This window comes from Enterobacter cloacae complex sp. ECL411 (genome assembly GCF_021869665.1).
GTDB classification, from domain to species: domain Bacteria; phylum Pseudomonadota; class Gammaproteobacteria; order Enterobacterales; family Enterobacteriaceae; genus Enterobacter; species Enterobacter intestinihominis.
Map to the genome: position 1 here is coordinate 1,149,864 of NZ_CP091486.1, position 24,528 is coordinate 1,174,391.

18 protein-coding genes and 1 pseudogene are annotated in these 24,528 nt (G+C 59.0%); 12 read left to right on the forward strand and 7 right to left on the reverse strand.

Going from position 1 to position 24,528, the window contains the following annotated elements; genetic code table 11:
- Positions 1 to 91: 91 nt before the first annotated feature.
- The 4 genes from L3069_RS05445 to L3069_RS05460 all read left to right on the forward strand — a co-directional run bounded on the left by L3069_RS05445 (position 92) and on the right by L3069_RS05460 (position 4,550).
- Complete coding sequence (locus tag L3069_RS05445) at positions 92 to 1,327, forward strand: MFS transporter (RefSeq protein ID WP_038415574.1); 1,236 nt, start codon at positions 92 to 94, stop codon at positions 1,325 to 1,327.
- 15 nt (positions 1,328 to 1,342) lie between these two features.
- Complete coding sequence (locus L3069_RS05450; protein WP_038415576.1) at positions 1,343 to 2,368, forward strand: sugar phosphate isomerase/epimerase; 1,026 nt, start codon at positions 1,343 to 1,345, stop codon at positions 2,366 to 2,368.
- On the forward strand, positions 2,361 to 3,503 hold the full coding sequence (locus L3069_RS05455) for a Gfo/Idh/MocA family protein (protein WP_038415578.1): 1,143 nt from the start codon (positions 2,361 to 2,363) through the stop codon (positions 3,501 to 3,503). The genes L3069_RS05450 and L3069_RS05455 overlap by 8 nt, the downstream gene beginning before the upstream one ends.
- Positions 3,504 to 3,578: 75 nt before the next feature.
- Positions 3,579 to 4,550 (forward strand): LacI family DNA-binding transcriptional regulator, encoded by a 972-nt coding sequence (locus L3069_RS05460; protein WP_022647325.1) that lies wholly within the window; start codon positions 3,579 to 3,581, stop codon positions 4,548 to 4,550.
- Here L3069_RS05460 and L3069_RS05465 read toward each other — a convergent pair whose 3' ends face one another.
- Both L3069_RS05465 and L3069_RS05470 read right to left on the reverse strand, forming a co-directional pair.
- A complete protein-coding gene (locus tag L3069_RS05465; RefSeq protein WP_022647326.1) occupies positions 4,551 to 5,795 on the reverse strand; it encodes a mechanosensitive ion channel family protein in 1,245 nt (414 codons plus the stop codon).
- A gap of 67 nt (positions 5,796 to 5,862) precedes the next feature.
- Complete coding sequence (locus L3069_RS05470) at positions 5,863 to 7,299, reverse strand: MFS transporter (RefSeq protein WP_038415581.1); 1,437 nt, start codon at positions 7,297 to 7,299, stop codon at positions 5,863 to 5,865.
- A gap of 107 nt (positions 7,300 to 7,406) precedes the next feature.
- Between L3069_RS05470 and L3069_RS05475 the strand changes: the two genes are divergently transcribed.
- Both L3069_RS05475 and L3069_RS05480 read left to right on the forward strand, forming a co-directional pair.
- Entirely contained in the window at positions 7,407 to 8,276 is an 870-nt protein-coding gene (locus L3069_RS05475) for a helix-turn-helix transcriptional regulator (protein WP_022647328.1), read from the forward strand.
- Positions 8,277 to 8,428: 152 nt separating this feature from the next.
- Positions 8,429 to 9,031, forward strand: coding sequence for a hypothetical protein (locus tag L3069_RS05480; protein ID WP_023299508.1), 603 nt, complete (start codon positions 8,429 to 8,431; stop codon positions 9,029 to 9,031).
- A 27-nt stretch (positions 9,032 to 9,058) separates the two neighbouring features.
- On the opposite strand, the gene nfsB is transcribed toward L3069_RS05480, so the two are convergent.
- Entirely contained in the window at positions 9,059 to 9,712 is a 654-nt protein-coding gene (gene nfsB / locus L3069_RS05485) for an oxygen-insensitive NAD(P)H nitroreductase (protein WP_003858884.1), read from the reverse strand.
- A gap of 59 nt (positions 9,713 to 9,771) precedes the next feature.
- A pseudogene (locus L3069_RS05490) lies at positions 9,772 to 10,077 on the reverse strand (TetR/AcrR family transcriptional regulator); the annotation flags it as partial.
- 192 nt (positions 10,078 to 10,269) lie between these two features.
- Between L3069_RS05490 and L3069_RS05495 the strand changes: the two are divergent.
- Together L3069_RS05495 and L3069_RS05500 are read left to right on the forward strand one after the other, a co-directional pair.
- Entirely contained in the window at positions 10,270 to 11,373 is a 1,104-nt protein-coding gene (locus tag L3069_RS05495) for a RomA family MBL fold metallo-hydrolase (RefSeq protein WP_038415583.1), read from the forward strand.
- A gap of 32 nt (positions 11,374 to 11,405) precedes the next feature.
- A complete protein-coding gene (locus tag L3069_RS05500; protein ID WP_017694370.1) occupies positions 11,406 to 11,747 on the forward strand; it encodes a RamA family antibiotic efflux transcriptional regulator in 342 nt (113 codons plus the stop codon).
- Between the two features lie 106 nt (positions 11,748 to 11,853).
- Here L3069_RS05500 and L3069_RS05505 read toward each other — a convergent pair whose 3' ends face one another.
- On the reverse strand, positions 11,854 to 13,998 hold the full coding sequence (locus tag L3069_RS05505; RefSeq protein WP_038415585.1) for a TonB-dependent siderophore receptor: 2,145 nt from the start codon (positions 13,996 to 13,998) through the stop codon (positions 11,854 to 11,856).
- Between the two features lie 123 nt (positions 13,999 to 14,121).
- Between L3069_RS05505 and L3069_RS05510 the strand changes: the two genes are divergently transcribed.
- The gene (locus L3069_RS05510; protein ID WP_038415587.1) at positions 14,122 to 15,690 is read left to right on the forward strand and encodes an alpha/beta hydrolase-fold protein; all 1,569 of its coding nucleotides are present in this window, start codon (positions 14,122 to 14,124) and stop codon (positions 15,688 to 15,690) included.
- On the opposite strand, the gene L3069_RS05515 is transcribed toward L3069_RS05510, so the two are convergent.
- A complete protein-coding gene (locus L3069_RS05515) occupies positions 15,676 to 15,924 on the reverse strand; it encodes a DUF1158 domain-containing protein (RefSeq protein ID WP_003858875.1) in 249 nt (82 codons plus the stop codon). The genes L3069_RS05510 and L3069_RS05515 overlap by 15 nt on opposite strands.
- Before the next feature lie 488 nt (positions 15,925 to 16,412).
- Between L3069_RS05515 and L3069_RS05520 the strand changes: the two genes are divergently transcribed.
- The 3 genes from L3069_RS05520 to L3069_RS05530 all read left to right on the forward strand — a co-directional run bounded on the left by L3069_RS05520 (position 16,413) and on the right by L3069_RS05530 (position 23,462).
- A complete protein-coding gene (locus tag L3069_RS05520; RefSeq protein ID WP_038415589.1) occupies positions 16,413 to 19,121 on the forward strand; it encodes a cation-transporting P-type ATPase in 2,709 nt (902 codons plus the stop codon).
- A 111-nt stretch (positions 19,122 to 19,232) separates the two neighbouring features.
- Positions 19,233 to 20,297, forward strand: coding sequence for an efflux RND transporter periplasmic adaptor subunit (locus L3069_RS05525; RefSeq protein WP_038415590.1), 1,065 nt, complete (start codon positions 19,233 to 19,235; stop codon positions 20,295 to 20,297).
- A 9-nt stretch (positions 20,298 to 20,306) separates the two neighbouring features.
- Positions 20,307 to 23,462 (forward strand): efflux RND transporter permease subunit, encoded by a 3,156-nt coding sequence (locus L3069_RS05530; RefSeq protein WP_063135797.1) that lies wholly within the window; start codon positions 20,307 to 20,309, stop codon positions 23,460 to 23,462.
- Here L3069_RS05530 and L3069_RS05535 read toward each other — a convergent pair.
- Positions 23,392 to 24,513 (reverse strand): YbdK family carboxylate-amine ligase, encoded by a 1,122-nt coding sequence (locus L3069_RS05535; RefSeq protein ID WP_022647338.1) that lies wholly within the window; start codon positions 24,511 to 24,513, stop codon positions 23,392 to 23,394. The two genes, L3069_RS05530 and L3069_RS05535, sit on opposite strands and share 71 nt — an antisense overlap.
- Positions 24,514 to 24,528: the final 15 nt, after the last annotated feature.

Sequence of the window (24,528 nt, forward strand, 5' to 3'; positions counted from 1 at the left end):
TGTTTCGATCCACAGGATCTTTGTTTTGTAATCGATTACTTTTCATTTGAGCTAATTTGTAATCGATTACTTTTTCCGGTTGAGGCTTATCATGGTGTCAACTGAGAGTAGTGAAAAGGCGATAACGCAACACCGGCTGCTGGTGCCGCGTCTGTCGCTGATGATGTTTCTGCAATTTTTTATCTGGGGTAGCTGGTCGGTCACGCTTGGCCTGGTGATGAGCCAGCACAACATGTCTTTGCTGATTGGCGACGCGTTCTCTGCCGGGCCTATCGCTTCCATTCTTTCGCCGTTCGTGCTCGGGATGCTGGTGGACCGCTTCTTCGCCTCGCAGAAGGTGATGGCGGTGATGCACCTCGCAGGCGCGGCGATCCTCTGGTTCGTGCCGGGGGCGCTGATTGCTGAGAACGGCGCGCTGCTGATTGGCCTGCTGTTTGGCTACACGCTCTGCTACATGCCAACGCTGGCGCTCACCAACAACATCGCGTTCCACAGCCTGGCAAATGTGGATAAAACCTTCCCGGTGGTGCGCGTGTTTGGCACCATCGGCTGGATCGTGGCGGGCATTTTTATCGGCGTCACCGGCGTGGCGTCCAGCGTGACCATCTTCCAGGTAGCGGCGGTCAGCTCCGTGCTGCTGGCGCTCTATAGCCTGACGCTGCCGCACACGCCAGCACCGGCGAAAGGCCTGCCTGTGAAGGTGCGCGATCTCTTCTGCGCGGACGCCTACGCGCTGCTCAAAACCCGCCACTTCTTCGTCTTCTCCGTCTGCGCAATGCTGATCTCCGTCCCGCTCGGCACCTATTACGCCTACACCGCCTCGTATCTGGCGGATGCCGGCATTGCCGACGTCAGCACCGCCATGTCCTTCGGGCAGATGTCTGAGATCGTCTTCATGCTGGTTATTCCGCTGCTGTTCCGCCGCCTGGGCGTGAAATATATGCTGCTGATCGGCATGCTGGCGTGGTTCGTACGTTATGCCATGTTCGCGCTGGGCGTCAGCGAGGAGGGGCGCATTCTGCTGTATCTGGGCATTCTGCTGCACGGCATCTGCTACGATTTCTTCTTTGTCGTCGGCTTTATCTACACCGACCGCGTGGCGGGAGAAAAGGTCAAAGGCCAGGCGCAGAGCATGATCGTGATGTTCACCTACGGCATCGGCATGCTGCTCGGCTCGCAGATTTCCGGCGCGCTCTACAACCGTCTGGTGGCAGGGCAGACCGTGCCGCAGGCGTGGGTCACATTCTGGTGGATCCCGGCGGTGGCTGCCGCGGCGATCGCGCTGATTTTCCTTCTCACGTTTAAGTATGACGATGACAAGGCGTAATGTTCTGGAGGTGGTATGAGGACAATGAAAGGACCGGGCATTTTTCTGTCGCAGTTTATTGGCGGGGAAGCGCCCTTCAACACGCTCGACGGGCTGGCAGAATGGGCGGCGTCGAAGGGTTACAGAGCGGTGCAAATCCCCTGCAATCATCCGCATATCTTTGATGTAGAGAAAGCCGCAGAGAGTCAGGCCTACTGCGACGACATCACCGCTAAGCTGGCCGCGCACGGGCTGGTCATCAGCGAGCTGTCGACCCATCTGGAAGGGCAGCTTGTGGCGGTGAACCCGGTTTACAGCGAGGCGTTTGACCACTTCGCACCCGCATCCGTACGCGGTAACGATGCGGCGCGTCAGACGTGGGCAACGGAAAAACTGAAGCAGGCGGCGGTCGCCTCGGCCCGATTAGGCCTGAAAGCGCACGCCACCTTCTCCGGCTCGCTGGCCTGGCCGTTTTTCTATCCGTGGCCGCCGCACAACGAGCAGCGTTTTCAGGAGGCGTTCGAGGCGCTGGCAACCCGCTGGCGGCCGATACTGGATACCTTCGACGAGCAGGGCGTGGACGTCTGCTTTGAGCTGCATCCGGGGGAAGATCTGCACGACGGCGTAACCTTCGAGCGTTTTCTGGCGCTGGTGGATAACCATCCGCGCTGCAACATTCTCTACGACCCGAGCCATATGCTGCTTCAGCAAATGGATTACCTGACCTTTATTGATCTCTACCATGCGCGCATTAAAGCGTTCCATGTCAAGGACGCGGAGTTCCGCCCCAGCGGGCGCAGCGGCGTCTACGGCGGCTACCAGCCGTGGATCAACCGCGCCGGACGTTTTCGCTCGCTGGGTGACGGGCAGATCGACTTTAAGGGCATCTTCAGCAAGCTGACCCAGTACGACTACGACGGCTGGGCGGTGCTGGAGTGGGAGTGCTGCCTGAAGGATGGCGATACCGGCGCGAGTGAAGGCAGCGAATTTATCCGCCGCCACATTATTCCCGTTTCCGGACGGGCGTTTGATGATTTCGCCGCAGGGGGCAGCCATGATTAACGTCGGGATTATCGGTAGCGGGTTTATTGGCCCGGCACACATCGAGGCGCTCAGGCGTCTCGGGTTTGTGCAGGTGGTCGCGCTCTGCGACGGTTCGCTCGTTAAGGCGCAGGAAAAGGCGCGCCAGCTAAATGTGCCGCATGCTTACGCCAGCGTGGAAGAACTGCTCGCGCACCCCAATCTGCATGCGGTGCACAACTGCACGCCGAACCACCTGCACGCGGAGATTAACCGCCAGATCCTGCGCGCGGGCAAGCACGTGTTTTCCGAAAAGCCGCTGTGCATGACGCCGGACGAGGCGCGCGAGCTGGTGGCGCTGGCAGAGCAGGCGGGCGTGGTGCATGGCGTGAGCTTTGTCTATCGTCAGTTTGCGATGGTGCGCCAGGCGGCGAGCATGATGCGCGCGGGCACCCTCGGGCGGCTGTTTGCCTCGCACGGCAGCTATTTACAGGACTGGATGCTGCTGGAAACCGACTACAACTGGCGGGTGGATGCCGCGCTCGGCGGCGCATCGCGGGCGGTGGCGGATATCGGCTCCCACTGGTGCGATACGGTGCAGTATGTCACCGGCAGGCGCATTACTGAGGTGATGGCTGATTTATCCATCGTCTGGCCGACGCGCAAGGCTAACGTGGCGGGCAGTCAGACGTTTACGCACGACGAACATGCTCACTATGAAGATAAACTGGTCACTACCGAAGACTTCGGCTCGGTGCTGTTGCGTTTTGACGACGGCAGCAAGGGCAGCTTTAGCGTCTCGCAGGTGAGCGCGGGGCGAAAAAACCGCCTGACCTTTGAAATTAACGGCAGCGAGCAGTCGGTGGCGTGGGATCAGGAAACCCCGCAGCAGCTGTGGATCGGCCATCGCACCCGGGCAAACCAGACGCTCAGCGACGATCCGGGTCTGTTGAACCGTGATGTGGCCGACAGCGCCCATTTCCCCGGCGGACACATTGAAGGCTGGCCGGATGCCTTTAAAAATATGATGGCGCAGTTTTACCGTGCCGTGCAGGCGGGAGCGATGCCGGATAATCCGCAGTTTGCCACCTTCCACGATGGCGCCAGTGTGATGTATATCCTTGATGCGATTGTGAAAAGCCATCAGCAGCAGCGCTGGGTGCGTGTGGAATACTGACGCATTGCCCGGTTCGCCGGGCAACCAATTTATGGTAGCCTGCACAAAACGCTAACCGCAGGATGTATCGTCGCTATGTCAATTCAGAAAATCGCTCAACTGGCCGGGGTATCCGTGGCAACGGTCTCTCGCGTACTGAATAACAGCGATACCGTGAAGGCGAAAAACCGCGAGCGCGTTTTGCAGGCGATCCAGGAGAGTAACTACCAGCCCAATCTGCTGGCGCGTCAGCTGCGCACCGCCCGCAGCTATATGATCCTGGTGATGGTCTCGAACATCGCCAACCCGTTCTGTGCCGAAGTGGTGAAGGGCATCGAAGCCGAGGCGGAGAAAAACGGCTACCGCATTCTGCTGTGCAACTCTGGCTCGGATATTGAGCGCTCCCGCTCGGGCTTAAGCCTGCTCTCCGGCAAAATCGTCGATGGCATTATCACCATGGATGCGTTCTCGAAGCTGCCGGAGCTGGCCGCGCTGATTGGCAACGCGCCGTGGGTACAGTGCGCTGAATACGCCGATGCGGGCGCGGTCTCCTGCGTGGGGATTAATGATGTTGATGCCTCCCAGCACGTTGTCAGCCAGCTTGCCGACGAGGGCCGCAAACGCATTGCGCTCATCAACCACGACCTCAGCTACAAATATGCCCGTTTACGCGAACGCGGCTATAAGAGCGTCATACACCTGCGGGATCTGGACTATCAGGCGGTGGAGTACGCCAGTGAGCTCAGCTCCAGTGCGGGCATGGCGGCGATGCAAAATCTGTTAAAAGCAAACCCGCCGGATGCGGTGTTTGCCGTTTCTGATACGCTGGCGGCGGGGGCGCTGCGCGCCATTCAGCAGGCAGGGCTGCGGGTGCCAGAAGATATCGCGGTGGTGGGTTTTGACGGCACCGAGCTGGCGGAGATGATTTCTCTCACCACCATTGAACAACCGTCGCGGGATATCGGGCGCAAGGCGGTCAATCTGCTGTTAAATAAGATCGACAACCCGGATGCGCCCACGGAAAGGGTCATGATGGACTGGCGCTTTATTTCCCGCGCCAGCACCTGATTATCTGGCGATGACGCCAGCCAGCGAGCGAATATCGTTTCCGGTTGGCGACTGGTGAATACGCAGGCCAAATTCATCCACCACCGCGAAAATATGATCGAAGATGTCGGCCTGAATATCTTCGTATTCTGCCCAAATCACCGTGTTGGTAAAGGCATATATTTCAATCGGCAGCCCGTTGGCATCGGGCGCGAGCTGGCGCACCATCAGCGTCATATCTTTACGAATACGCGGGTGGTTACGCAGATATTCATTCAGATAGGCACGGAAGGTGCCGATATTGGTCATCTTGCGCAGGTTTAATACCGATTCCCCTTCGCCGTTCTGCTGATTCCACAGGTTAATTTCCTCGTGACGCGCGGCCAGATACGGCTTCAGCAGTTTCGCCTGAATCAGTTTCTGCTGCTCCTGCTCATCGAGGAAATGAATGCTGGTGGTATCGATATTCAGGCTACGCTTGATGCGGCGACCACCGGAGGCTGACATGCCGCTCCAGTTGATGAACGCGTCGGACACCAGCGCCCAGGTCGGGATGGTGGTGATGGTGTTATCGAAGTTGCGCACTTTAACGGTGGTCAGGCCGATGTCGGTCACCGTGCCGTTGGCCCCGTATTTCGGCATCTCCAGCCAGTCCCCGAGCTTCAGCATGTCGTTGGCGGAGAGCTGAATACCGGCCACTAAGCCCAGTATCGGGTCTTTAAAGACCAGCATCAGAACGGCAGCCATCGCACCCAGGCCGCTTATCAGAATGGCGGGTGACTGACCGATCAGAAGGGAGATAATTAATATTCCCACCAGAATGGCGCTCACCAGCTTGATGCCCTGGAATATCCCCTTCAGCGGCAGCTGTGATGCGGTGGCCATTTTCTGCGACAGATTAAAAATCACATCCAGTAGCGAGAAGAAGGAGAGCAGGGCATAGACCATCACCCACAATTTTGCGCAGGTGGTGAGCATTTCCGCCGCTTCGCTGCCTTTTTGCAGCCACAGAACCGCCTGAACGTTGACGATTATCCCCTGGAGGGTAAACGCCAGACGGTGAAATAACTTGTTCTGCGTAATGATCTGCAACCATAAATGGCTGCTGGCCTGCGCGCGTTTTTCGAAGGCGCGCAGCACCACTTTGTGAAGAATAAAATGAACGATAATGGCTGTAAGAAAAATAATACCAAAGATAATCACTAAAGAGGTGGTGTGATTAATTTCAATCCCTAACTCTTCAACCTGAGCAATTAATTCCTGCATAACGTCTCCTGTATTGATGCAGCCCCATAATGGCGGCTGCGGATCCATTATGCAAATTCAGGCAGTTTTATTTTGTCGCCGGACAGGCCTTGACGACCGGTAAACACAGACGATGGCGCATACGCAGCGTGGCCACTGCCAGCACCCCCATCATGGCCGTTTCCACCATCAGGAAGACGTTGACTGCCTGGGTGTAATCTCCGTGATGATTTTGCAGCCCGTGCAGCAAAATCGCGCCGAAAATGGCCGGGCCAAGCCCCAGCGCAGCCTGTTGCAGCGTGCTTAAAATCGCGCTCGCGGACCCCGCGTCGTCAGGCTGAATATCGCGCATCCCGATACGGTAGAAGCTGTTTACAATCAGCGCCTGCCCGTAACCCACCAGCCCGGTGGCCGGGGCCAACGTCAGCGCGGTATTCTGCATTCCCCAGTGACGGAACGTGGCGATCAGCGCCACCAGGCCGACAAGCTGAATCGCAAGCCCGGTCAGCAGGATGGCGCTGGTGCTGTAGCGGGCAATCAGGCGTGGGGCGAACCAGGCGGAAATAAAATAGGTGACGCCGAGCGCGATAAAGCTGTTCCCGGACTGCCACGGCGCCATCCCCAGACCGCTTTGCATGGTCAGCGCCATACAGAACATAAACCCGGACCAGACGCTGAAAAAGAGTATCCCGATCAGCACGCCAAAACGGATGCTGCGCAGCTGCAACAGGCGCGGCGCGATGAGCGGGTGGGCATCTTCTCGCTCTTTCTTACGCGCGTTTAACACCATCAAATAGACCAGCGGCACAATCGCCAGCAGCGCGGCCTTCAGCGGCCACGACCAGTGCCACTGCGGGCCGAGCGCCATCGGGAAAAGCAGACAGCACAGTATCGCCGTCAGCAGGATAGTCCCGGTCCAGTCAATGCGCGACGGCGTGTCGCGGCGGGTTTCCGGTACGTAGCGACGGCTCAACGCCAGCACCACCAGACAAATCGGCACGTTGATAAAGAAGGCGTTACGCCAGCCAAGCCCGGCGATGTCCGCCGACACCAGCCAGCCGCCACCCATCTGGCCGACGATAAACGCAATACCGCCGATACCGCCGAACAGACTGATCGCTTTGGCGTGTGCCGTTCCTTTTAACGTCACGTGCAACGTCGCGAGAATTTGCGGCATGATCAGCGCGGCGCCCGCGCCCTGAATAATGCGCGCGGCAAGCAACTGTTCGATATTGCCCGCCATGCCGCACAGCAGCGAGGCCAGGCCAAAACTCGCCACGCCCCACATAAACAAGCGACGGCGGCCAAGGTTATCGCCCAGCTTGCTGCCGGGGGCCAGGCAGACGGCAAAGGCCACGCCGTAGAGGGCGACGATCAGCTCCAGTTCGGTGGCGGTGGCGTGTAACGAATGGGTGATGGAATCCAGCGCCACGTTGGTGATCGAGGTATCAATCAGCGGCAGCATCTGGCCGGTTAACAGCAATATCAGGCCCGCACGACCCGGTGAAACAACTGACGTATTCATGGTGACTCCATTGCGTCAAACAGCGTAGAGTCGTAGCATCAACCATCTGATAAACGGGTACCAGTTCTTACTTATACTGGTACTGGCACTACCATGCAGGAGATGTTATGGCGCTGATGTCTGAACCTGTCACCTCTCTCCAGGATGACACCCGTAAGCAGCTGGGCGCGTTCTTGCGTGCCCGGCGCGAAAGCCTCGATCCGCAGCGGCTCGGCTTACCGCGCAGCGGCCGTCGCCGCACGCCGGGCCTGCGCCGGGAGGAGGTAGCGATGCTCGCGGATGTCGGTGTGACCTGGTACACCTGGCTGGAACAGGGCCGGGACGTCAATCCGTCCAGCGCGGTGATGGCCGCCATTGCAAAAGCGCTGCAATGCACCCCGACCGAAGCCCGGCATCTTTTTGTGCTTGCCGGTTTGCCGCCGGGCGAAGCCCCGCAGGCGGTGTGCTGTGAGGGGATCAGCGAAGGCACGCGTCGCCTGCTGGATACCCTGATGCCGAAGCCTGCCAGTATTCAGAAACCGAATTTCGATATCGTGGCGTGGAACGACAGCTTCGGACACCTGATGGGCGTCGATTTCAACGCTATCCCGCCGGAAGATCGCAACTGTATTTACCTGTTCCTCACCCATCCGGCGTGGCGCGCGCGGCTCGGCAAACGTGACGACGTGCTGCCGATTTTCGTCTCCTACTTCCGCGCGGCAATGGCTGAGCACCGTGGCGACCCGCTCTGGGAAGCGAAGCTGGCGCGTTTTTTTGCGGTGTCTGAGGAGTTCAAAACCCTGTGGCACCAGCGTAACGACGTGCGCGGCGTGGAGAACCAGCTCAAGCTGTTCACCCATCCCGAACTGGGGGATTTTCATCTCCAGCAGATGTACTGGTACTCTGCGCCGCGAAACGGATCGCGGCTGCTGGTCTATTTACCGGTGGACGAGGCGGGTGAGAGGGCGATGGCATGGCTGGAGGCGCAGGGGAAATAATTTTTTGCGAGGGGCTTTCAGGGAATAAGAGCTGGCTCTGCTAAGCGGATGAGACAGGTATAAGGTGGCGTTTAACTTAAACCAACCGACTGAATCGACATCATTTCGATGAGGGATTAAGTCGACTATACTCACGCCATGAGAAACAACAAATGTCGCCACTGATGATTGATTCCGCAGACTTCAGCCAAAAACTCGGCCTTATCTCCCGAAACGTCGAACACACCGAAGCGTTCCTGGCACGAGGTACGGCGGATTTTCATCTGCCGGGGTTTCTGCTGCCTGTGGGATACCGGCTCCTGAAATCGCGTTATGGTGATGAATATCGTCTCGTGACCACCGATGACGGCAAACCTTATACGGCGTATGCCGTAAAGCTTAAATTTCATAAAGAAATTACCTTTCCCCACGGTGCCGCCACGCAGGTGATGGTGTGGCGTACGCCACGTGCCGTTCATCAACGCGTGATAAGCGGGTTGCCACAACTCTTTTTTCAGTGGGTGCTAAGCGAATACGACATCGTTGTCTCTGACAGCGAACAAACGGGAGACGGGCAACGGTTCTGGCTGCGCATGATCGACTGGGCGTTTACCATGAACTATCGCATTAGCGTGGCGGACGGTACGGTGGGAGAAGAGTGGACGTTAACGCCCGTAAATTCCTACGCTGAGCTGGAAGAGCGCTGGATTGCTTTTGCCTGGGGAAACGATCGTGAGGTCCATCCGCATCGCAGGCTTGTCATCAGTAAAGCGTAACGGGCCGCATGCAGCGGCCCATTTTCATTAGCATTCAGTCACAATCGTGCTCAGCGGCAGGCGAGACTTCGGCAGCGTGGCATTGAAATCCTCAACGCTGTGATGCCCAACCGGCACCACCACCAGGCTGGTGAAGCCTTTCTCTTTCAGGCCGAACTCTTCGTCGAGGATTGCGGCATCGAAGCCTTCAATCGGCACTGCGTCCAGGCCCATCGCGGCCACGCCCAGCAGGAAGTTGCCGACGTTCAGGTAAACCTGCTTCGCCATCCACTGGTCGTCATCTTTCAGATCCACGCGGTGCATGTCGGCAAAATAGCACCGGCCTTTGTGGTTCGCGGCTTTTGCTTCTGGCGTGGCGAAACGGCCGTCAGCCTCTTCCTGATCGACGACGCGCTCAAGCCAGGCATCGTCCATCGCGGTTTTCGCGCAGAACACCACCACGTGAGAGGCATCCAGCATTTTGCGTTCGTTAAACACATAGGTGCCCGCCGCGGATTTTGCCACGCGCGCTTTACCCTCTTCAGTGCTGGCAACAATAAAGTGCCACGGCTGGGAGTTGGTGCTGGACGGGCTGTATTGCAGCAGCGTTTTGATTTTTTCCGCTTCTTCTGCGGTCAGTTTTTTGGCTGGGTCGAACGCCTTGGTAGAGTGGCGTTTCAGGGCGACAGAAATAATATCCATAACAACTCCTGGTGATGAAATTCGCCCGCGGGCGGGCGTGAAAGGAAAGCAGATTACCGCGCCAGGGGGTTACGAATGCCCCAGTCCACATAGCTATTCCAGATATTACGGGTATGCTCTTTTGGCTGGGTGATGGTGCGATCGAGGTTCGCCAGCATGGTCTGGCAAAGATCCTGCTTCAGATGCAGATAGAGGGCATTCAGCAGATCGTCTTTGGTAGCAAAGTAGCGAAACAGTGTCCCTTCAGCGACGCCCGCATTACGGGCAATTAACGCCGTTGAGGCGGCAATACCTGACTGCGCAAACGCAGCCGTTGCTGCTTCCAGTAAGGCCTGTTTTTTATCTTCACTCTTCGGACGTGCCACTAAATTTTTCCTCCCGTCAATTGTAAAAACCCTGATTGAAACACGTGCTTTGCCACGCTGCAACGCGGAATGTCAAAGATCGAAAACCTTCTTGACGGCGTGATCATCCTATCTATAATGAGTGCTTACTCACTCATAATCAAGTTCAACCCGCGCAAACTATCGGACAGGGCGCGTTGGCGGGTCAGGATAATGAAAAAGCCTCTATTCATCTGCGTGGTGTTAGTTATGATTATTGCTTCAGCTGCCAGTTTACCGTTTGTACTGAATGCCGGATTTGGCCAGCCACCGCAGGGTGCGCAGCTCTCTGAAGTGGAGGCCTCTCCGCACTATCGCGACGGGCAATTCCATAACACGCTCCCTACGCCGGGCTTTACCGGGCAACAAAATATGCTGGTGGCGTGGTGGCAGTTTCTTACCCGTAAAACCGAAAACGCCCGTCCTGCGCAGCCGCTGCCGCTGGTGAAAACCGATCTGGCGAGCCTGTCGCCTGAACAGGACACGCTGGTGTGGCTCGGCCACTCCTCCTGGTATATGCAGCTGGCGGGGCAACGAATCCTGATCGATCCGGTTCTGAGTAACTACGCCGCACCGTTCTCCTTCCTCAATAAAGCCTTTGCGGGGGAGTACCCGTGGCGTGCGGAGAGCATGCCGGAGATCGACCTGCTGATTATCTCCCACGATCACTATGATCATCTGGATTACGCCACCATCAAGGCGCTGCTGCCGAAGGTTAAGCGCGTGGTCACCCCGCTGGGCGTGGGTTCGCATCTGCGCTACTGGGGGATGAACCCTGAGATTATCGACGAGCGGGACTGGAACCAGTCGGTACGTATCAGCGATGCGCTGAAGGTTCACGTGTTGCCGGCGCGCCATTTTTCCGGGCGCGGCATTAAGCGTAACCAGACCCTGTGGGGCAGCTTTATGTTTGTCTCTCCGGAGCAGAAGGTCTACTACAGCGGAGACTCCGGTTATGGCCCGCACTTCAAAGCGATTGGCGAGCAGTTTGGCGGAGTTGACTTAGCCATTATGGAAAACGGCCAGTACGACCAGGACTGGAAGTACATCCATATGCATCCGGCGGAAACGGCGCAGGCCTCGGCAGATCTCAATGCCAGAGCGGTCGTACCGGGACATAACGGGCGTTTTGTGCTGGCGAAACATACCTGGAACGATCCACTGATCCAGCTGGCGAAAGCCAGTAAGGATAAAAACTACCGGCTGCTGACACCGGAGCTGGGCGAGCCCGTGCGGGTGAGTGATACCACGCAACAATTTCGCGAGTGGTGGGAATAATGTTTAAGCGAGAAGCAGAGGGGGAGAGCAGTATGACGATTTCCGCTCAGGTCATTGATACGATTGTCGAATGGATCGATGACAACCTACACCAGCCGTTACGCATCGAAGAGATTGCCCGCCATGCGGGTTACTCAAAATGGCATTTACAGCGGCTGTTTATGCAGTACAAAGGCGAAAGTCTGGGGCGCTACATCCGCGAACGCAAGCTGCTGATGGCGGCGCGCGATCTGCGTGAGTCAGACGAGCGCGTGTACGATATCTGCCTGCGCTACGGGTTTGACTCGCAGCAGACGTTTACCCGCATCTTTACCCGCACCTTCAACCAGCCGCCCGGGGCGTACCGCAAAGAGAACCATAGCCAGACACATTAACATGTCGCGTGTAGGCCGGGTAAGGCGTAGCCGCCACCCGGCTTTTTTGTGGGCTCGGTGCCCGTAACTGCCCGGTGGCGCTGCGCTTACCGGGCCTACAAATCACTTACCACCGATAATTCACCGTCGCCGTCACCGTCCGGCCAATCCCGTAGAAGCACGCCGTATCGCTTGCGCATGACGCCACATACTTCGTGTCCGCCACGTTATTGACGTTGAACTGCACGCTTGCCCCTTTCAGGCTGCGGTTCATCTCGCCCAGATCATAGCGCAGCATCGCGTCATACAGATCCACCGATGGCACCTTAAAGGTGTTCTTCGCATCGCCGTAGCTGGTGCCGATGTAGCGCATCCCCACGCCAGCGGTCAGGCTCTTGAGCGCCCCGCCCGGAACGGTATAGCTGGCAAACGCAGACGCCATATGCGTCGGGATACGCGCCGGGGTCTTGCCCTCGGTGCCCGCCACCGTGGTGCTTTCGGTTTTTGCATCGGTGTAAGTGTAGGAGCCAATCAGGTTGATGTTATCCATCAGCGTGGCGTGGATTTCCGCTTCAGCGCCTTTCGAACGCACCTTGCCCGCATTTTCGAACCAGCCTTCAGCGCTGTTATAGGTCGCTACGTTGTCCTGAGTTAAATCGTACAGCGCGAGAGTCATCAGCGTGGTGTCGACCGGCTGATATTTCAGGCCAATCTCGGTCTGCTCCCCGGTAGTAGGCCTGAATGGCGCGACGCCCGGCGCACGGTTGGTTTGCAGGTTCGGCTCAAACGACGTGCTGTAGCTGATGTACGGCGAGAGACCAAAATCGAACGCGTACAGCAGGCCAGTGCGCCAGGTAAATTTGCTGTCGTTCTGCTGCGTAAAGCTATTATCGGTGAAGTCGTTGGTACGCACTTCGCTCCAGTCGTAGCGCCCGGAAACCAGCCACTCCCAGTTGTTCCAGCTCATCTGATCCTGAAGATACAGCCCCATCTGGTCGAGATTTTGCTGCTCGTCGGAGGCCGTTTTGAAGGTGCTTTCATCCACGTTCACGCCGTAAACCGGGGTTGTCCAGTCGAGGTCATACTGTGAGCCGCTCCCGCGCGCCAGCAGCTGTTTATCCTTGCTTGTCTTGTAATCAAACCCGCCGAGCAGGGTATGGCTGACGCTCCCGGTCTCCAGCAGATATTCCAGCTGGTTATCGAGGCCAAATTCATTGGTCGTGCGCTCTTCACGCTGGGCGCGACGGGTCAACACCGTGCTGTTGGCCGCGCTGTTGGCGTAAACCAGATAACGGTATTTCTGCTTGATGGTGGCGTAACGGGCGTTCTGGCGGAAGGTGAGGTTGTCGGCGAACTGGTGTTCCAGCTCGTAGCCAATCATCGTCTGCTCGCGCAAGGACTGATTGTAATTCGGATCGCTGACGTTAAAGTCGCGTGGGATGTACTTCCCGTCGACGCTTTTCACCGTGCCATACGCGGGCAGGAAGTTGCGGTATCCGGCATCCGGATCTTTCTGGTAGCTGGTCAGCAGCGTAAAGCGGGTCTGATCGTTCGGATACCAGGTGATCGCCGGGGCGATCGCCATCCGCGTCTCTTTATAATCGTCCACCTGATTATGCTGCGTACGGGCGATACCGTTCACGCGATACAGTACGCGGCCGTCGTCGCTCAGCCTGCCGCCGAAATCAAACGCACCTTCGGCGAGATCGTTATTGCCGGTGCGGAACTGCACGTTGTGAATGGCCTCCGCCGTCGGGCGCTTGCTGGTCATGCTGATTAACCCGCCAGGATTCACCTGACCAAACAGGACCGACGCCGGGCCGCGCACCAGCTCCACGCGCTCCAGCAGCCACGGGTCAACTGTGCCCGTCTGTGATGAGGCCGTTGCGCCAAAGCTTAAGCCGTCGAGGAATTTTGGCACGTAGCTAAAGCCGCGCACAAACACCTCGTCGTTACGGTTAGACGAGCCCCGGTATTCGGTAAACACGCCCGCCGAGTAGCGCAGCGCCTGCGAAACGGATGTGACGTCCTGCATGTTCATCTGATCGCGGGTGACCACCGATACCGACTGCGGCGTCTTCACAATCTCCGCGCTGGTCTTGGTGGCGGAGAGCGTTTTCGTCGCCACAATGCCTTTTACGGGCGCAGTGGGCTCTTCACTCACGCCCTGCGTCACCGTAATCGTTTCTTCCTTCATTTCTGCCTGAGCCGCGACGCTGGTCGTCGCCAGACTCATCAGCCAGAGATACATTATCTTATTATTTTTAAACATTTTTATTGAACGTCCTTGGTTGCTATCGCCATAAAAACACCGGTAAATCGCCGTTGATGATATTGCAAATTATTACCATTTGCATTAGCGTTGTTAACAAATTTCGTTGGGGAACAAGCGGTAATGAAGAGGGTATGGAGTGGGTTGCTGTTGGGGATCGGCGCGCTGCCCGCCGTGGCGGCAACGTGCGAGCAGTCGTCCCGGCAGGGCGATGTTCAGGGAAAGTTTGATGCCAGCGGCGAAGTCTGCTTCTCCCTGCCTGAACTGGGTGAAAATTACGTTTCCGCCACGCTGAATGGCGTGACGGATGCGCGCCTGCTGGATGGGCAAAACCGCCGCATCCGCACGCTGATCGAAAATGGTCCTGCGGACGGGGAACACACGCTGCTGTTTGCCCTGCCGGTGAAACAGAACACCTCGCTGGTGCTACACGGCGAAGCCGGTAAGCCGTGGCGTTTTCAGTGGCGGATGAAAGAGACCTCTCCATTACCACGCGTGCAGATGCTGGCGCCAGTAAGCCCGACGCTAAAGGCGCTGGCAAACGTCATTTCTGCCGGTGGAAGTACCGAGGCGTTCTGGCAGGCGCAGCGTCGACAGGGAACGCCAATGGTGGAACCGGTAGATGCGAACCATAAGCGCGTGACCTTTCTGTGGCACGGCGCGCGGGATAACGTCTTCATTCTCGGCTCTCCGGCGGGGGATCACGATCCGCTGTTCCGCCTGGGCAACAGCGACGTCTGGTTCCGCAGCTACGTGGTCCCCGCTGATACGGTGATGCAATATAAGCTCGCCCCCGATGTGCCGATCGTTGAAGGCTCTGCCCGCGATCAACGCCGTGCCATCCTGGTGAGCGCACAGGCCGATCCGCTTAACCCGAACACCTTTGGGGAGCAGAAGGCGGATCGATGGAACCGTTACTCGCTGCTCGATCTCAGCCCGGTGCGCTACTGCTCCGTTCAGGCCACGGCAAAGCCGCTGGTGCACGGGACGTTGAGCCGTCAGAGTTTTTCCAGCCACATCCTCGGCAACGCCCGCGACGTGATGATCTACAAACCGCGCGGCGCACAGCCCGCACGCTGGACGTTAATTCTGTTCGACGGGCAGATTTATCAGGACGAATACCATTTTGCCAACGTGCTGGACGGTCTGATTGCCCGGCATCACCTGCCACCGATTAACGTGGTATTTATCGACAGCCTCGATCACGCCCGTCGCGGCAACGAGCTGCCGCCGAACCCGGAATTTGCTGACTTTATGGCGCACGAGCTGCTGCCGTGGCTGCGCGGGCAGGGCATCGCGATGCAGCGGCAGAAAACGGTGCTGGCGGGGTCGAGCTACGGGGGAATTGCCTCGTCATGGGTGGCGCTGCGCTATCCGCGCCTGTTTGGCAACGTGCTGAGCCTTTCCGGCTCCTACTGGTGGGCGCCGAAAGGTGACGCCCCCGGCTGGCTGACGCGTCAGTACCAGCAGTCGCCGCCGTATCCGGTGCGCTTCTGGTTACAGGCCGGAAAGTTTGAAACCACGGGGCCGGGCGGCGGCATTTATCGCACCACGCAGGATTTTGAACAGGTGCTGAAGGAAAAAGGCTATCGCGTCAGCTTCCACCCCTCATCCAGCGGCCACGACTACGCGGCCTGGTGTGAAGCGCTGATCCACGGGATGCGCGATCTCACTGGCTTACGACGCCAGTGAAAACCAGCGGCGCCAGATGAAACGCAGGATAAAGAATTCTATGGCACCGAGCACCAAAAACCACAGACAGAACAGAATGGTGTACAGCTGATTCAGATCGACCATATGAAAGGTCTGAACCAGTTTCTGCGCCAGCACCAGACCCAGCGACGGCGCAGGTAACAGCAGACAGGAGAGCAGGGCCATCAGCAAAATGCCCCCTGCGGTGAGCAGCGATTCTAACGGGTGTTTCATCGTAATGTTAATCGTGAGTTAAAAATGTCATTGTCCGGCATCCTGAAACGTAAAGCAATATCATCCCCACTGGCAAAATTGAGTGAAAGGCCACCGTTATTCTGCGAGTTAATAACGGAAAATAGATAATATTTCCGGGGCGATTAAATTAATATCGCGTAATGTAAATAAACGTCTTTTTCACGAAAATAATTTTACAAAGCTATAGGTGCTATATCCAATTAACGTCGCAATAACAATGGCTGCGACAATGTATAACGCCAGGCGCCGCCCGCGATAAATACCAAACATGCTTCCTCCTCGTTTAGTGTTGGTTTAGAAATATTTTGTAAAAATCAACGCGTCGAAATAATTTTAATCAGTTTTGAATAACCGGGTAGTCAATATATTGCGGTAGATCAATTTAACCCGCAAGACTTAAAAATGAATTATTTAAAGCCAGAAAGGAATTCCGGCTTCCGTCCACCGGATATTGAAGGAAAAATACCATGACCAAAAAAAATTTCTCGCAGAATATGCCACCCGCAGGCGGGCAGGCATACCAGCAGACCGTAGAGCAGGTGCTTGCTCAGGCGCAGAGCCATGCGAATGGCCTGGACCGCACCGAGGCGCAGGCACGTTTGCAGAAGCATGGCCCGAACGCGCTGCCGGAGAAAAAAGGCAAGCCGGGCTGGCTGCGTTTTCTCGCGCATTTTAACGATGTCCTGATTTACGTCCTGCTGGCGGCCGCCGTATTAACGGCTGTAATGGGACACTGGGTTGATACGCTGGTTATCCTGGGTGTGGCGGTAATCAATGCCTTAATTGGCCACATTCAGGAAAGTAACGCAGAAAAATCCCTGAAGAGTATTCGCAATATGCTCTCCAGCGAGGCGCGCGTAATTCGTAATGGTAACCATGAAACCATCCCGACGACGGAAATCGTCCCGGGCGATATTATTGTGTTGCGCGCAGGAGATCGTATTCCGGCGGATATGCGCTTAATTGAAGCGCATAATTTACGCGTGGAAGAGGCAATTCTGACCGGCGAATCCACCGTGGTGGATAAACACATTAATCCGCTGAGCGGTGAACTGCCGCTGGGCGACCGCACCAATATGGTCTTCTCCGGGACGACCGTAAGCGCGGGCGGTGGCGTTGGCCTGGTCACCGCCACCGGTAAGGATACGGAGCTCGGCCACATCAACCAGATGATGGCGGGCATTGAAAAGCACCGCACCCCGCTGCTGGTGCAGATGGACAAGCTGGGCAAAGCGATTTTCGCTATCATTCTGGCGATGATGGCCGCGCTGTTTGTCTTCAGCTTGGTGTTCCGCGAGATCCCGATGGGCGAGCTGCTGCTCTCCCTGATTAGCCTGGCGGTAGCCTCCGTACCGGAAGGTCTGCCGGCGATTATCTCCATCATCCTCTCTCTGGGCGTACAGGCGATGGCGCGTAAGCGGGCGATTATCCGCAAGCTGCCGACGGTTGAAACCCTGGGCGCGATGACCGTGGTCTGCTCGGATAAAACCGGCACCCTGACCATGAACGAGATGACGGTGAAAGCCATCATTACCGCCGATGCGTGCTATCGCGTGGACGGCAACAGCTACGAGCCGGTGGGCAACCTCTACCTCGAAGGCAGCGACGAGCCGGTGCAGATCCAGCCGGGCACCGTGCTGGAGCAGTACCTTCGCACCATCGACCTGTGTAACGACAGCCAGCTGATTCAGGACGAGCGCGGCCTGTGGGGCATCACCGGCGGCCCGACCGAGGGCGCGCTGAAGGTGCTGGCGGCAAAAGCCTACCTCGCACCGGTCGAGACCACCCTGGTCAACAAGATCCCGTTCGACTCGCAGTACAAGTACATGAGCACCCACTACCAGATTGGCGGTGAGGAGCAGATTTTGATCACCGGCGCGCCGGACGTGATTTTCGCCCTGTGTGAGCAGCAGCAGACCCGCAACGGTGCGCAAGCCTTTGACCGCGCGTACTGGGAAACGGAGATGGAGCGCTATGCGCGTCAGGGGCTGCGCATGGTCGCCGCGGCGTTCAGGCCAGCGAACGGTGAGCAGGCACTGACTCACGACGACCTGAGCCACGGCCTGATCTTCCTCGGCATTGCCGGGATGATGGATCCGCCGCGTCCGGAAGCGATTGAGGCAATTAACGCCTGCCAGCAGGCGGGGATCCGCGTGAAGATGATCACCGGGGATCACCCGCAGACGGCGATGAGCATAGGCCAGATGCTGGGGATCACTAACAGCGAGCAGGCGGTCACCGGCTATGAGCTGGAGAAGATGGACGACGCGGAGCTGGCCGAAGCGGCGGTGAAGTATGACATCTTCGCCCGTACCAGCCCGGAGCATAAGCTGCGCCTGGTGAAAGCGTTACAGGACAAAGGCGAAATCGTCGGCATGACCGGTGACGGCGTGAACGATGCGCCAGCGCTGCGTCAGGCGGATGTGGGTATTGCGATGGGCATCAAAGGCACGGAAGTCACCAAAGAGGCGGCGGACATGGTCCTGACGGACGATAACTTCGCCACCATCGCCAGCGCGGTGAAAGAGGGGCGTCGCGTTTACGACAACCTGAAGAAGACCATTCTGTTCATCATGCCGACCAACCTGGCGCAGGGGCTACTGATTGTGATTGCGCTGCTGGCGGGGAACATCATTCCGCTGACGCCGGTGCTGATCCTGTGGATGAACATGGCGACCTCCGCCACGCTCTCCTTCGGCCTGGCCTTCGAGGCCGCCGAGCGCAACATAATGCGCCGTCCGCCGCGTCAGACCGGCCAGCACGTGATGGACGCCTACGCCGTATGGCGCGTGGCTTTCGTCGGCACCATGATTGCCATCGCCGCCTTTGCGCTGGAAGCCTGGCTGGCCCCGCGCGGCCACAGCGCGGAGTTCATCCGCACCGTGCTGCTCCAGATGCTGGTCTGCGCCCAGTGGGTGTACATGATTAACTGCCGCAACACCGAAGGGTTCTCCCTGAACCGCGGCCTGCTGGCGAACAAAGGGATCTGGCTGGTAACGGGCGTACTGTTCCTGCTCCAGGCGGCGATCATCTACCTGCCGTTTATGCAGATGCTGTTCGGCACCGAAGCACTGCCGCTGCGCTACTGGTTCGTGACGCTGGCGGTGGCGGGGGTGATGTTCTTCGTCGTCGAAATCGAGAAGCGACTGACCCGCAGGTTCCGTAAGGCTGCATAACTAAAACCTTACCCCTCACCCTACCCTCTCCCCAAAGGGGAGAGGGTGTTCAAGTTCCCTCTCCCCTTTGGGGAGAGGGTTAGGGTGAGGGGAAAATACTGAGGTACTCCCATGAAACTCCCACTTCTGTTCGCGCTCCTCGCCGCTACCCTGCCGCCCGCATTCGCCGCAGTCATTCCCGTGCGTATCGCCACCGTGGAGCAGACCGCCCACGCCGCCGAACGTCAGATCCCGGGTCGCATCGAAGCGATTCACACCGTTGAACTGCGCGCGCGTACGGAAGGCGTCATCACCAAAATCCACTTCCGCGACGGCCAGTACGTGAAAAAGGGCGACGTGCTGTTCGAGCTTGACGACGCCGAGCCGCGCGCCGCCCTGCGCCTGGCGCAGGCCGAAGTGAGAAGCGCCGAAGCCACGCTGCGTCAGGCGCAACAGCAGCTGTCCCGCTTCGAAAGCCTGGGCAGCAGCAACGCCATCAGCCGCCACGATGTGGACAACGCCCGCATGCAGCGCGACGTAGCGAGCGCCGCGCTGGAGCAGGCGAAAGCCCGTCTCGACACCCGCAGCGTCACCCTCAACTACACGCGCATTACCTCACCGATTGACGGACGCGTGGGGCACAGCAACTTTCACGTCGGCAGCCTGGTGGATCCTGCCAGCGGTGTGCTGGTGGAGGTGGTCCAGCTCGATCCGATCCGCATCGCCTTTGCGCTGGAAGAGGGCGCGTTTGCCACCAAAGCCGGACAGCATGCGGATATCAGCGCCATGAAACAGGCCTGGCAGGCGCTGATTGACAGCAACGGCCAGCGCGTCAGCGGGGAACTCACCTCCGTGGACAACCGCATCGACCCGCGTACCGCCAGCGTGATGCTGCGCGCCGAGTTCGCTAACCCGCGCCATCAGCTGCTGCCCGGCGGCAATGTGAACGTCTACCTGCGTCCGGCAAGCGAGCAGCCTGTCCTGACCCTGCCCGCCGCTGCGGTACAACAGAATGGCGACGGGTTCTTCGCCTGGGTGGTTAACGCCGAGGATAAAGCCGAAATGCGTCCGCTTAAGGTCGCCGGGCAGATGGGCCAGCAGTTCCAGATTGCCTCCGGCGTTAAGCCCGGTGAGCGAGCAATTACTGACGGTGCGCAGCGCGTGCAGCCAGGCGCTGCCGTTCAGATACTGAATTAAGGAGCCATCATGCTGACGTTTTTCATCAAACGCCCGCGCTTTGCGATGGTGATTGCGCTGGTCATCACCCTGCTGGGGGCCATCGCGCTGAGGATTATTCCGGTGGAGCAGTACCCGCAGATCACACCGCCGGTCGTGAATGTGTCAGCGTCATGGCCGGGCGCCAGCTCGGCTGACGTGGCGGAGGCCATCGCCACGCCGCTGGAGACGCAGCTGAACGGGGTGGATCATATGCTCTATATGGAGTCCACCAGTTCGGACGAAGGCACGTACAGCCTGAACATCACCTTTGCGGCGGGCACCGACCCGGATCTCGCCGCCATCGACGTGCAGAACCGCGTGGCGCAGGCTGTGGCGCAGCTGCCGACCGAGGCACAGCAAAACGGCGTGCAGGTGCGCAAGCGCGCCACCAACCTGATGATGGGGGTAAGCCTTTACTCACCAAATAACACCCACACGCCGCTGTTCGTCAGCAACTACGCCAGCACCCAGGTGCGCGAGGCGCTGTCGCGTCTGCCGGGCGTCGGGCAGGTACAGATGTTTGGCGCGCGCGACTACAGTATGCGCATCTGGCTGCGTCCGGACCGCATGAATGCCCTGAACGTGACCAGCGATGACGTGGCGCAGGCGTTGCGCGAGCAGAACGTGCAGGGGGCGGCAGGCCAGGTCGGCACGCCGCCGGTGTTTAACGGCCAGCAGCAGACGCTAACCATCAACGGGCTAGGGCGCTTAAACCAGGCCGACGACTTTGCCAACATCATTATCCGCACCGGGGAGATGGGGCAGCTGGTGCGCCTGAAGGACGTCGCCACCATTGAGCTTGGCTCGCGCAGCTACAGCTCGGGCGCGCAGCTGAACGGGCATGACTCCGCCTACCTTGGCATCTACCCGACGCCGTCCGCTAACGCCCTGCGCGTGGCCGATGCGGTGCGCGCGGAGCTGGAACGGTTATCCACGCGCTTCCCGGACGATCTGGTCTATGAAGTCAAATTCGACACCACCTCGTTTGTGGCCGCTACCATCAAAGAGATTGGCGTCTCGCTGGCGCTGACGATGCTGGCGGTGGTGGTCGTGGTGTCCCTGTTCCTGCAAAGCTGGCGCGCGACGCTGATTGTCGCCCTTGCCATTCCGGTGTCGCTGGTGGGCACCTTTGCGGTGCTCTACGCGCTCGGCTACTCCGCGAACACGCTCAGTCTGTTCGCCATCATTCTGGCGCTGACCATGGTGGTGGATGACGCCATCGTGGTAGTGGAGAGTGTCGAAACGCTGATGGCGGAAGGGCAGAGCCGCACGGCGGCGACCGCGCTGGCGCTGCGTCAGATTGCCGGGCCGGTGATTGCCACCACGCTGGTGCTGCTGGCGGTGTTTGTACCGGTGGCGCTCCTGCCGGGGATCGTGGGCGAGCTGTACCGCCAGTTCGCGGTGACGCTCTCGACCGCCGTCACGCTCTCAAGCCTCGTGGCGCTGACCCTGACGCCCGCGCTCTGTGCGATGCTGCTGCGCCCGCGTCCGGCACAGCCCGCCGCCGTTTTCCGTGGGTTCAACCGCGGGCTGGACGCCACGCGCACGCTTTACACCCGGATCGTGAGCGTGTTCAACCTCCGTCCGTGGCTGGCGCTGCTGGCCACCGCAGGCGCGGCGGCGGTGGTGATATTCAGCTTTATATCGATGCCAAAGGGCTTCCTGCCCCAGGAGGATCAGGGCTACTTCTTCGCCAGCGTCCAGCTGCCGGAGGCAGCCTCGCTGGAGCGCACCGAAGCGGTGATGACCACCGCGCGCGAGCTGATCGCTAAAAACCCGGCGGTGGAAGACGTGATTCAGGTCTCCGGGTTTAACATCCTCAACGGCACCAGCGCATCGAACGGCGGGTTTATCTCCATCATGCTCAAAGACTGGAGCGAGCGTCCGCCGCTGGATGAGGTGATGGGCACCCTTCAGCGCCAGCTGCTGGCCCTGCCGGAAGCCACCATCATGACCTTTGCACCGCCGACGCTGCCGGGGCTGGGCAACGCCTCCGGCTTCGATCTGCGCATTCAGGCACAGGCGGGGCAAAGCCCGGCGGAGCTGGAGCGCGTAACTCGCGAGGTGCTGGCGAAAGCCAACCAGCACCCGCAGCTGAGCCGCGTGTTCACCACCTGGAGCAGCAACGTGCCGCAGATGACGCTCACCGTTGACCGTGAGCGCGCGGCCCGCCTCGACGTGCCGGTGTCGCGCATCTTCAGCAGCCTGCAAACCGCCTTTGGCGGCACGCGCGCCGGGGATTTCAGCGTCAACAACCGCGTCTACCACGTGGTGATGCAGAACGAGATGCAGTGGCGCGAGCGCGCAGAGCAAATCAGCGAGCTGTTCGTGCGCAGCAACAGCGGCGAGCGGGTGCGTCTGAGCAACCTCGTCACCATCACGCCGACCGTCGGCGCGCCATTTATTCAGCAGTACAACCAGTTCCCGTCGGTATCGGTGAGCGGCTCGGCAGCGGAAGGGGTGAGCAGCAGCACCGCAATGGCGGCGATGGGCGAGATTCTGGCGGAAAACCTGCCAGCCGGGTACGACTACGCCTGGAGCGGCATGTCGTATCAGGAGCAGCAGACCGGGAATCAGGCGATATGGATTGTGCTGGCGGCGGTGGTGATGGCGTGGCTGTTCCTCGTCGCCCAGTATGAGAGCTGGACGCTGCCGGCGAGCGTGATGCTCTCGGTGCTGTTCGCCATCGGCGGAGCGCTGGTCTGGCTGTGGCTGGCAGGCTATGCCAACGACGTGTACGTGCAGATTGGTCTGGTGCTATTGATAGCCCTCGCCGCCAAGAACGCGATCCTGATCGTGGAGTTTGCCCGCGCCCGGCGTATGGACGGAATGGCGATTGTCGATGCCGCGCGGGAAGGGGCATCGCGCCGCTTCCGCGCGGTAATGATGACCGCCGTGTCGTTCATCATCGGCGTCCTGCCGATGATGCTGGCGACCGGGGCGGGTGCCCAGAGCCGCCGTATCATTGGCACCACGGTGTTCAGCGGCATGCTGGTAGCCACCGTGGTGGGGATAGTGTTCATCCCGGCGCTGTTCGTGCTGTTCCAGCGCCTTCGCGAATGGGGGCACGGCCTTACGGACTCGTCGCCCACAGCTCACAGTGCTTCTGCACCAGAGAAATCAGCGAGCCGCCATCGGCGATAAAGTCCCGCATGCGCTGCGCCTCGCTCTTGCCCTGCTTTAACAGCAGGGCAATTTCCTTGATGGCGCTCGTCGCGCCGAGTTTCTCGGCCGACGGTGCAACCTGCTCCAGCAGCCAGGCGATATCTTCCGCCACGGTTTTGTGCTCGCCGGTATGCACGTCGGTCAGAATGCCTTCCAGCCCGTAGCGACAGGCCTGAAAACGGTTAAAGCGGTATAGCAGAAAATCCCGTTCCTGATGCTTATAGGGCCGCGCAGTCAGCAGCCAGTGCGACGTCGCCTGAATAAGCCCGGCGATGTTAATGGCGTGACCGAGCGTCAGCGGCGTATCCATCACCCGCACCTCCACGGTGCCAAAGTGCGGGCTGGGGCGGATGTCCCAGTGCAGATCCTTAATGCTGTCGATCATGCTGGTGGAACTCAGGCGGCGGAACAGCCCCTCGAACTCCTGCCAGCTGTTGACCCACGGCATCTGGCCGTTATCCGGGAACCCGGAAAATATGTTGAGCCGCGACGAGGAAAACTTGGTGTCCGTGCCCTGCATATAAGGTGACGACGCGGCGAGGGCGATAAAGTGCGGTACGAAGCGCGACAGGCCGTGCAGCAGGTAAATCGCGTCGTCCCCGTTTCGGCATCCCACGTGCACGTGCTGGCCGAACACCGTCGCCTGCAAAATCAGATAGCCAAAGCGCTCCAGCGTGACGTTATAGCGCTCGTCGTCACACACCTCCTGCCGCTGCCATTTCTGGAACGGGTGCGTGCCGCCGCCGCAGATCTGGATGTGCTGCTCCGACGCCGCCCGCAGGATGCTCTGCTGCATCACGGAGAACTGCGCCGCCGCCTGGTCGATGGTCTGGCATACACCGGTGGCGATTTCGAGCATGCTTTCGGTGATGTCGTGTTTGACTTCGCCCCCTTTGATGTCGTCTTTGACGGCGGCGATGAGGGCAGAGGAGTCCTGGCTCAGATCGTAACCCGGCGGGTTAACCACCTGGAGTTCGAGCTCAATGCCGAGGGTATAAGGTTCAGAGGACTTGAAATCGGGTAAGGGCATGGCGCACTCCGTTGT

Excerpts from the sequence above, each read along its gene's own strand:
- L3069_RS05445 (WP_038415574.1), top strand. The coding sequence starts at position 92 with ATGGTGTCAACTGAGAGTAGTGAAAAGGCGATAACGCAACACCGGCTG.
- L3069_RS05450 (WP_038415576.1), top strand. The coding sequence starts at position 1,343 with ATGAGGACAATGAAAGGACCGGGCATTTTTCTGTCGCAGTTTATTGGC.
- L3069_RS05455 (WP_038415578.1), top strand. The coding sequence starts at position 2,361 with ATGATTAACGTCGGGATTATCGGTAGCGGGTTTATTGGCCCGGCACAC.
- L3069_RS05460 (WP_022647325.1), top strand. The coding sequence starts at position 3,579 with ATGTCAATTCAGAAAATCGCTCAACTGGCCGGGGTATCCGTGGCAACG.
- L3069_RS05465 (WP_022647326.1), bottom strand. The coding sequence starts at position 5,795 with ATGCAGGAATTAATTGCTCAGGTTGAAGAGTTAGGGATTGAAATTAAT.
- L3069_RS05470 (WP_038415581.1), bottom strand. The coding sequence starts at position 7,299 with ATGAATACGTCAGTTGTTTCACCGGGTCGTGCGGGCCTGATATTGCTG.
- L3069_RS05475 (WP_022647328.1), top strand. The coding sequence starts at position 7,407 with ATGGCGCTGATGTCTGAACCTGTCACCTCTCTCCAGGATGACACCCGT.
- L3069_RS05480 (WP_023299508.1), top strand. The coding sequence starts at position 8,429 with ATGTCGCCACTGATGATTGATTCCGCAGACTTCAGCCAAAAACTCGGC.
- nfsB (WP_003858884.1), bottom strand. The coding sequence starts at position 9,712 with ATGGATATTATTTCTGTCGCCCTGAAACGCCACTCTACCAAGGCGTTC.
- L3069_RS05495 (WP_038415583.1), top strand. The coding sequence starts at position 10,270 with ATGAAAAAGCCTCTATTCATCTGCGTGGTGTTAGTTATGATTATTGCT.
- L3069_RS05500 (WP_017694370.1), top strand. The coding sequence starts at position 11,406 with ATGACGATTTCCGCTCAGGTCATTGATACGATTGTCGAATGGATCGAT.
- L3069_RS05505 (WP_038415585.1), bottom strand. The coding sequence starts at position 13,998 with ATGTTTAAAAATAATAAGATAATGTATCTCTGGCTGATGAGTCTGGCG.
- L3069_RS05510 (WP_038415587.1), top strand. The coding sequence starts at position 14,122 with ATGAAGAGGGTATGGAGTGGGTTGCTGTTGGGGATCGGCGCGCTGCCC.
- L3069_RS05515 (WP_003858875.1), bottom strand. The coding sequence starts at position 15,924 with ATGAAACACCCGTTAGAATCGCTGCTCACCGCAGGGGGCATTTTGCTG.
- L3069_RS05520 (WP_038415589.1), top strand. The coding sequence starts at position 16,413 with ATGACCAAAAAAAATTTCTCGCAGAATATGCCACCCGCAGGCGGGCAG.
- L3069_RS05525 (WP_038415590.1), top strand. The coding sequence starts at position 19,233 with ATGAAACTCCCACTTCTGTTCGCGCTCCTCGCCGCTACCCTGCCGCCC.
- L3069_RS05530 (WP_063135797.1), top strand. The coding sequence starts at position 20,307 with ATGCTGACGTTTTTCATCAAACGCCCGCGCTTTGCGATGGTGATTGCG.
- L3069_RS05535 (WP_022647338.1), bottom strand. The coding sequence starts at position 24,513 with ATGCCCTTACCCGATTTCAAGTCCTCTGAACCTTATACCCTCGGCATT.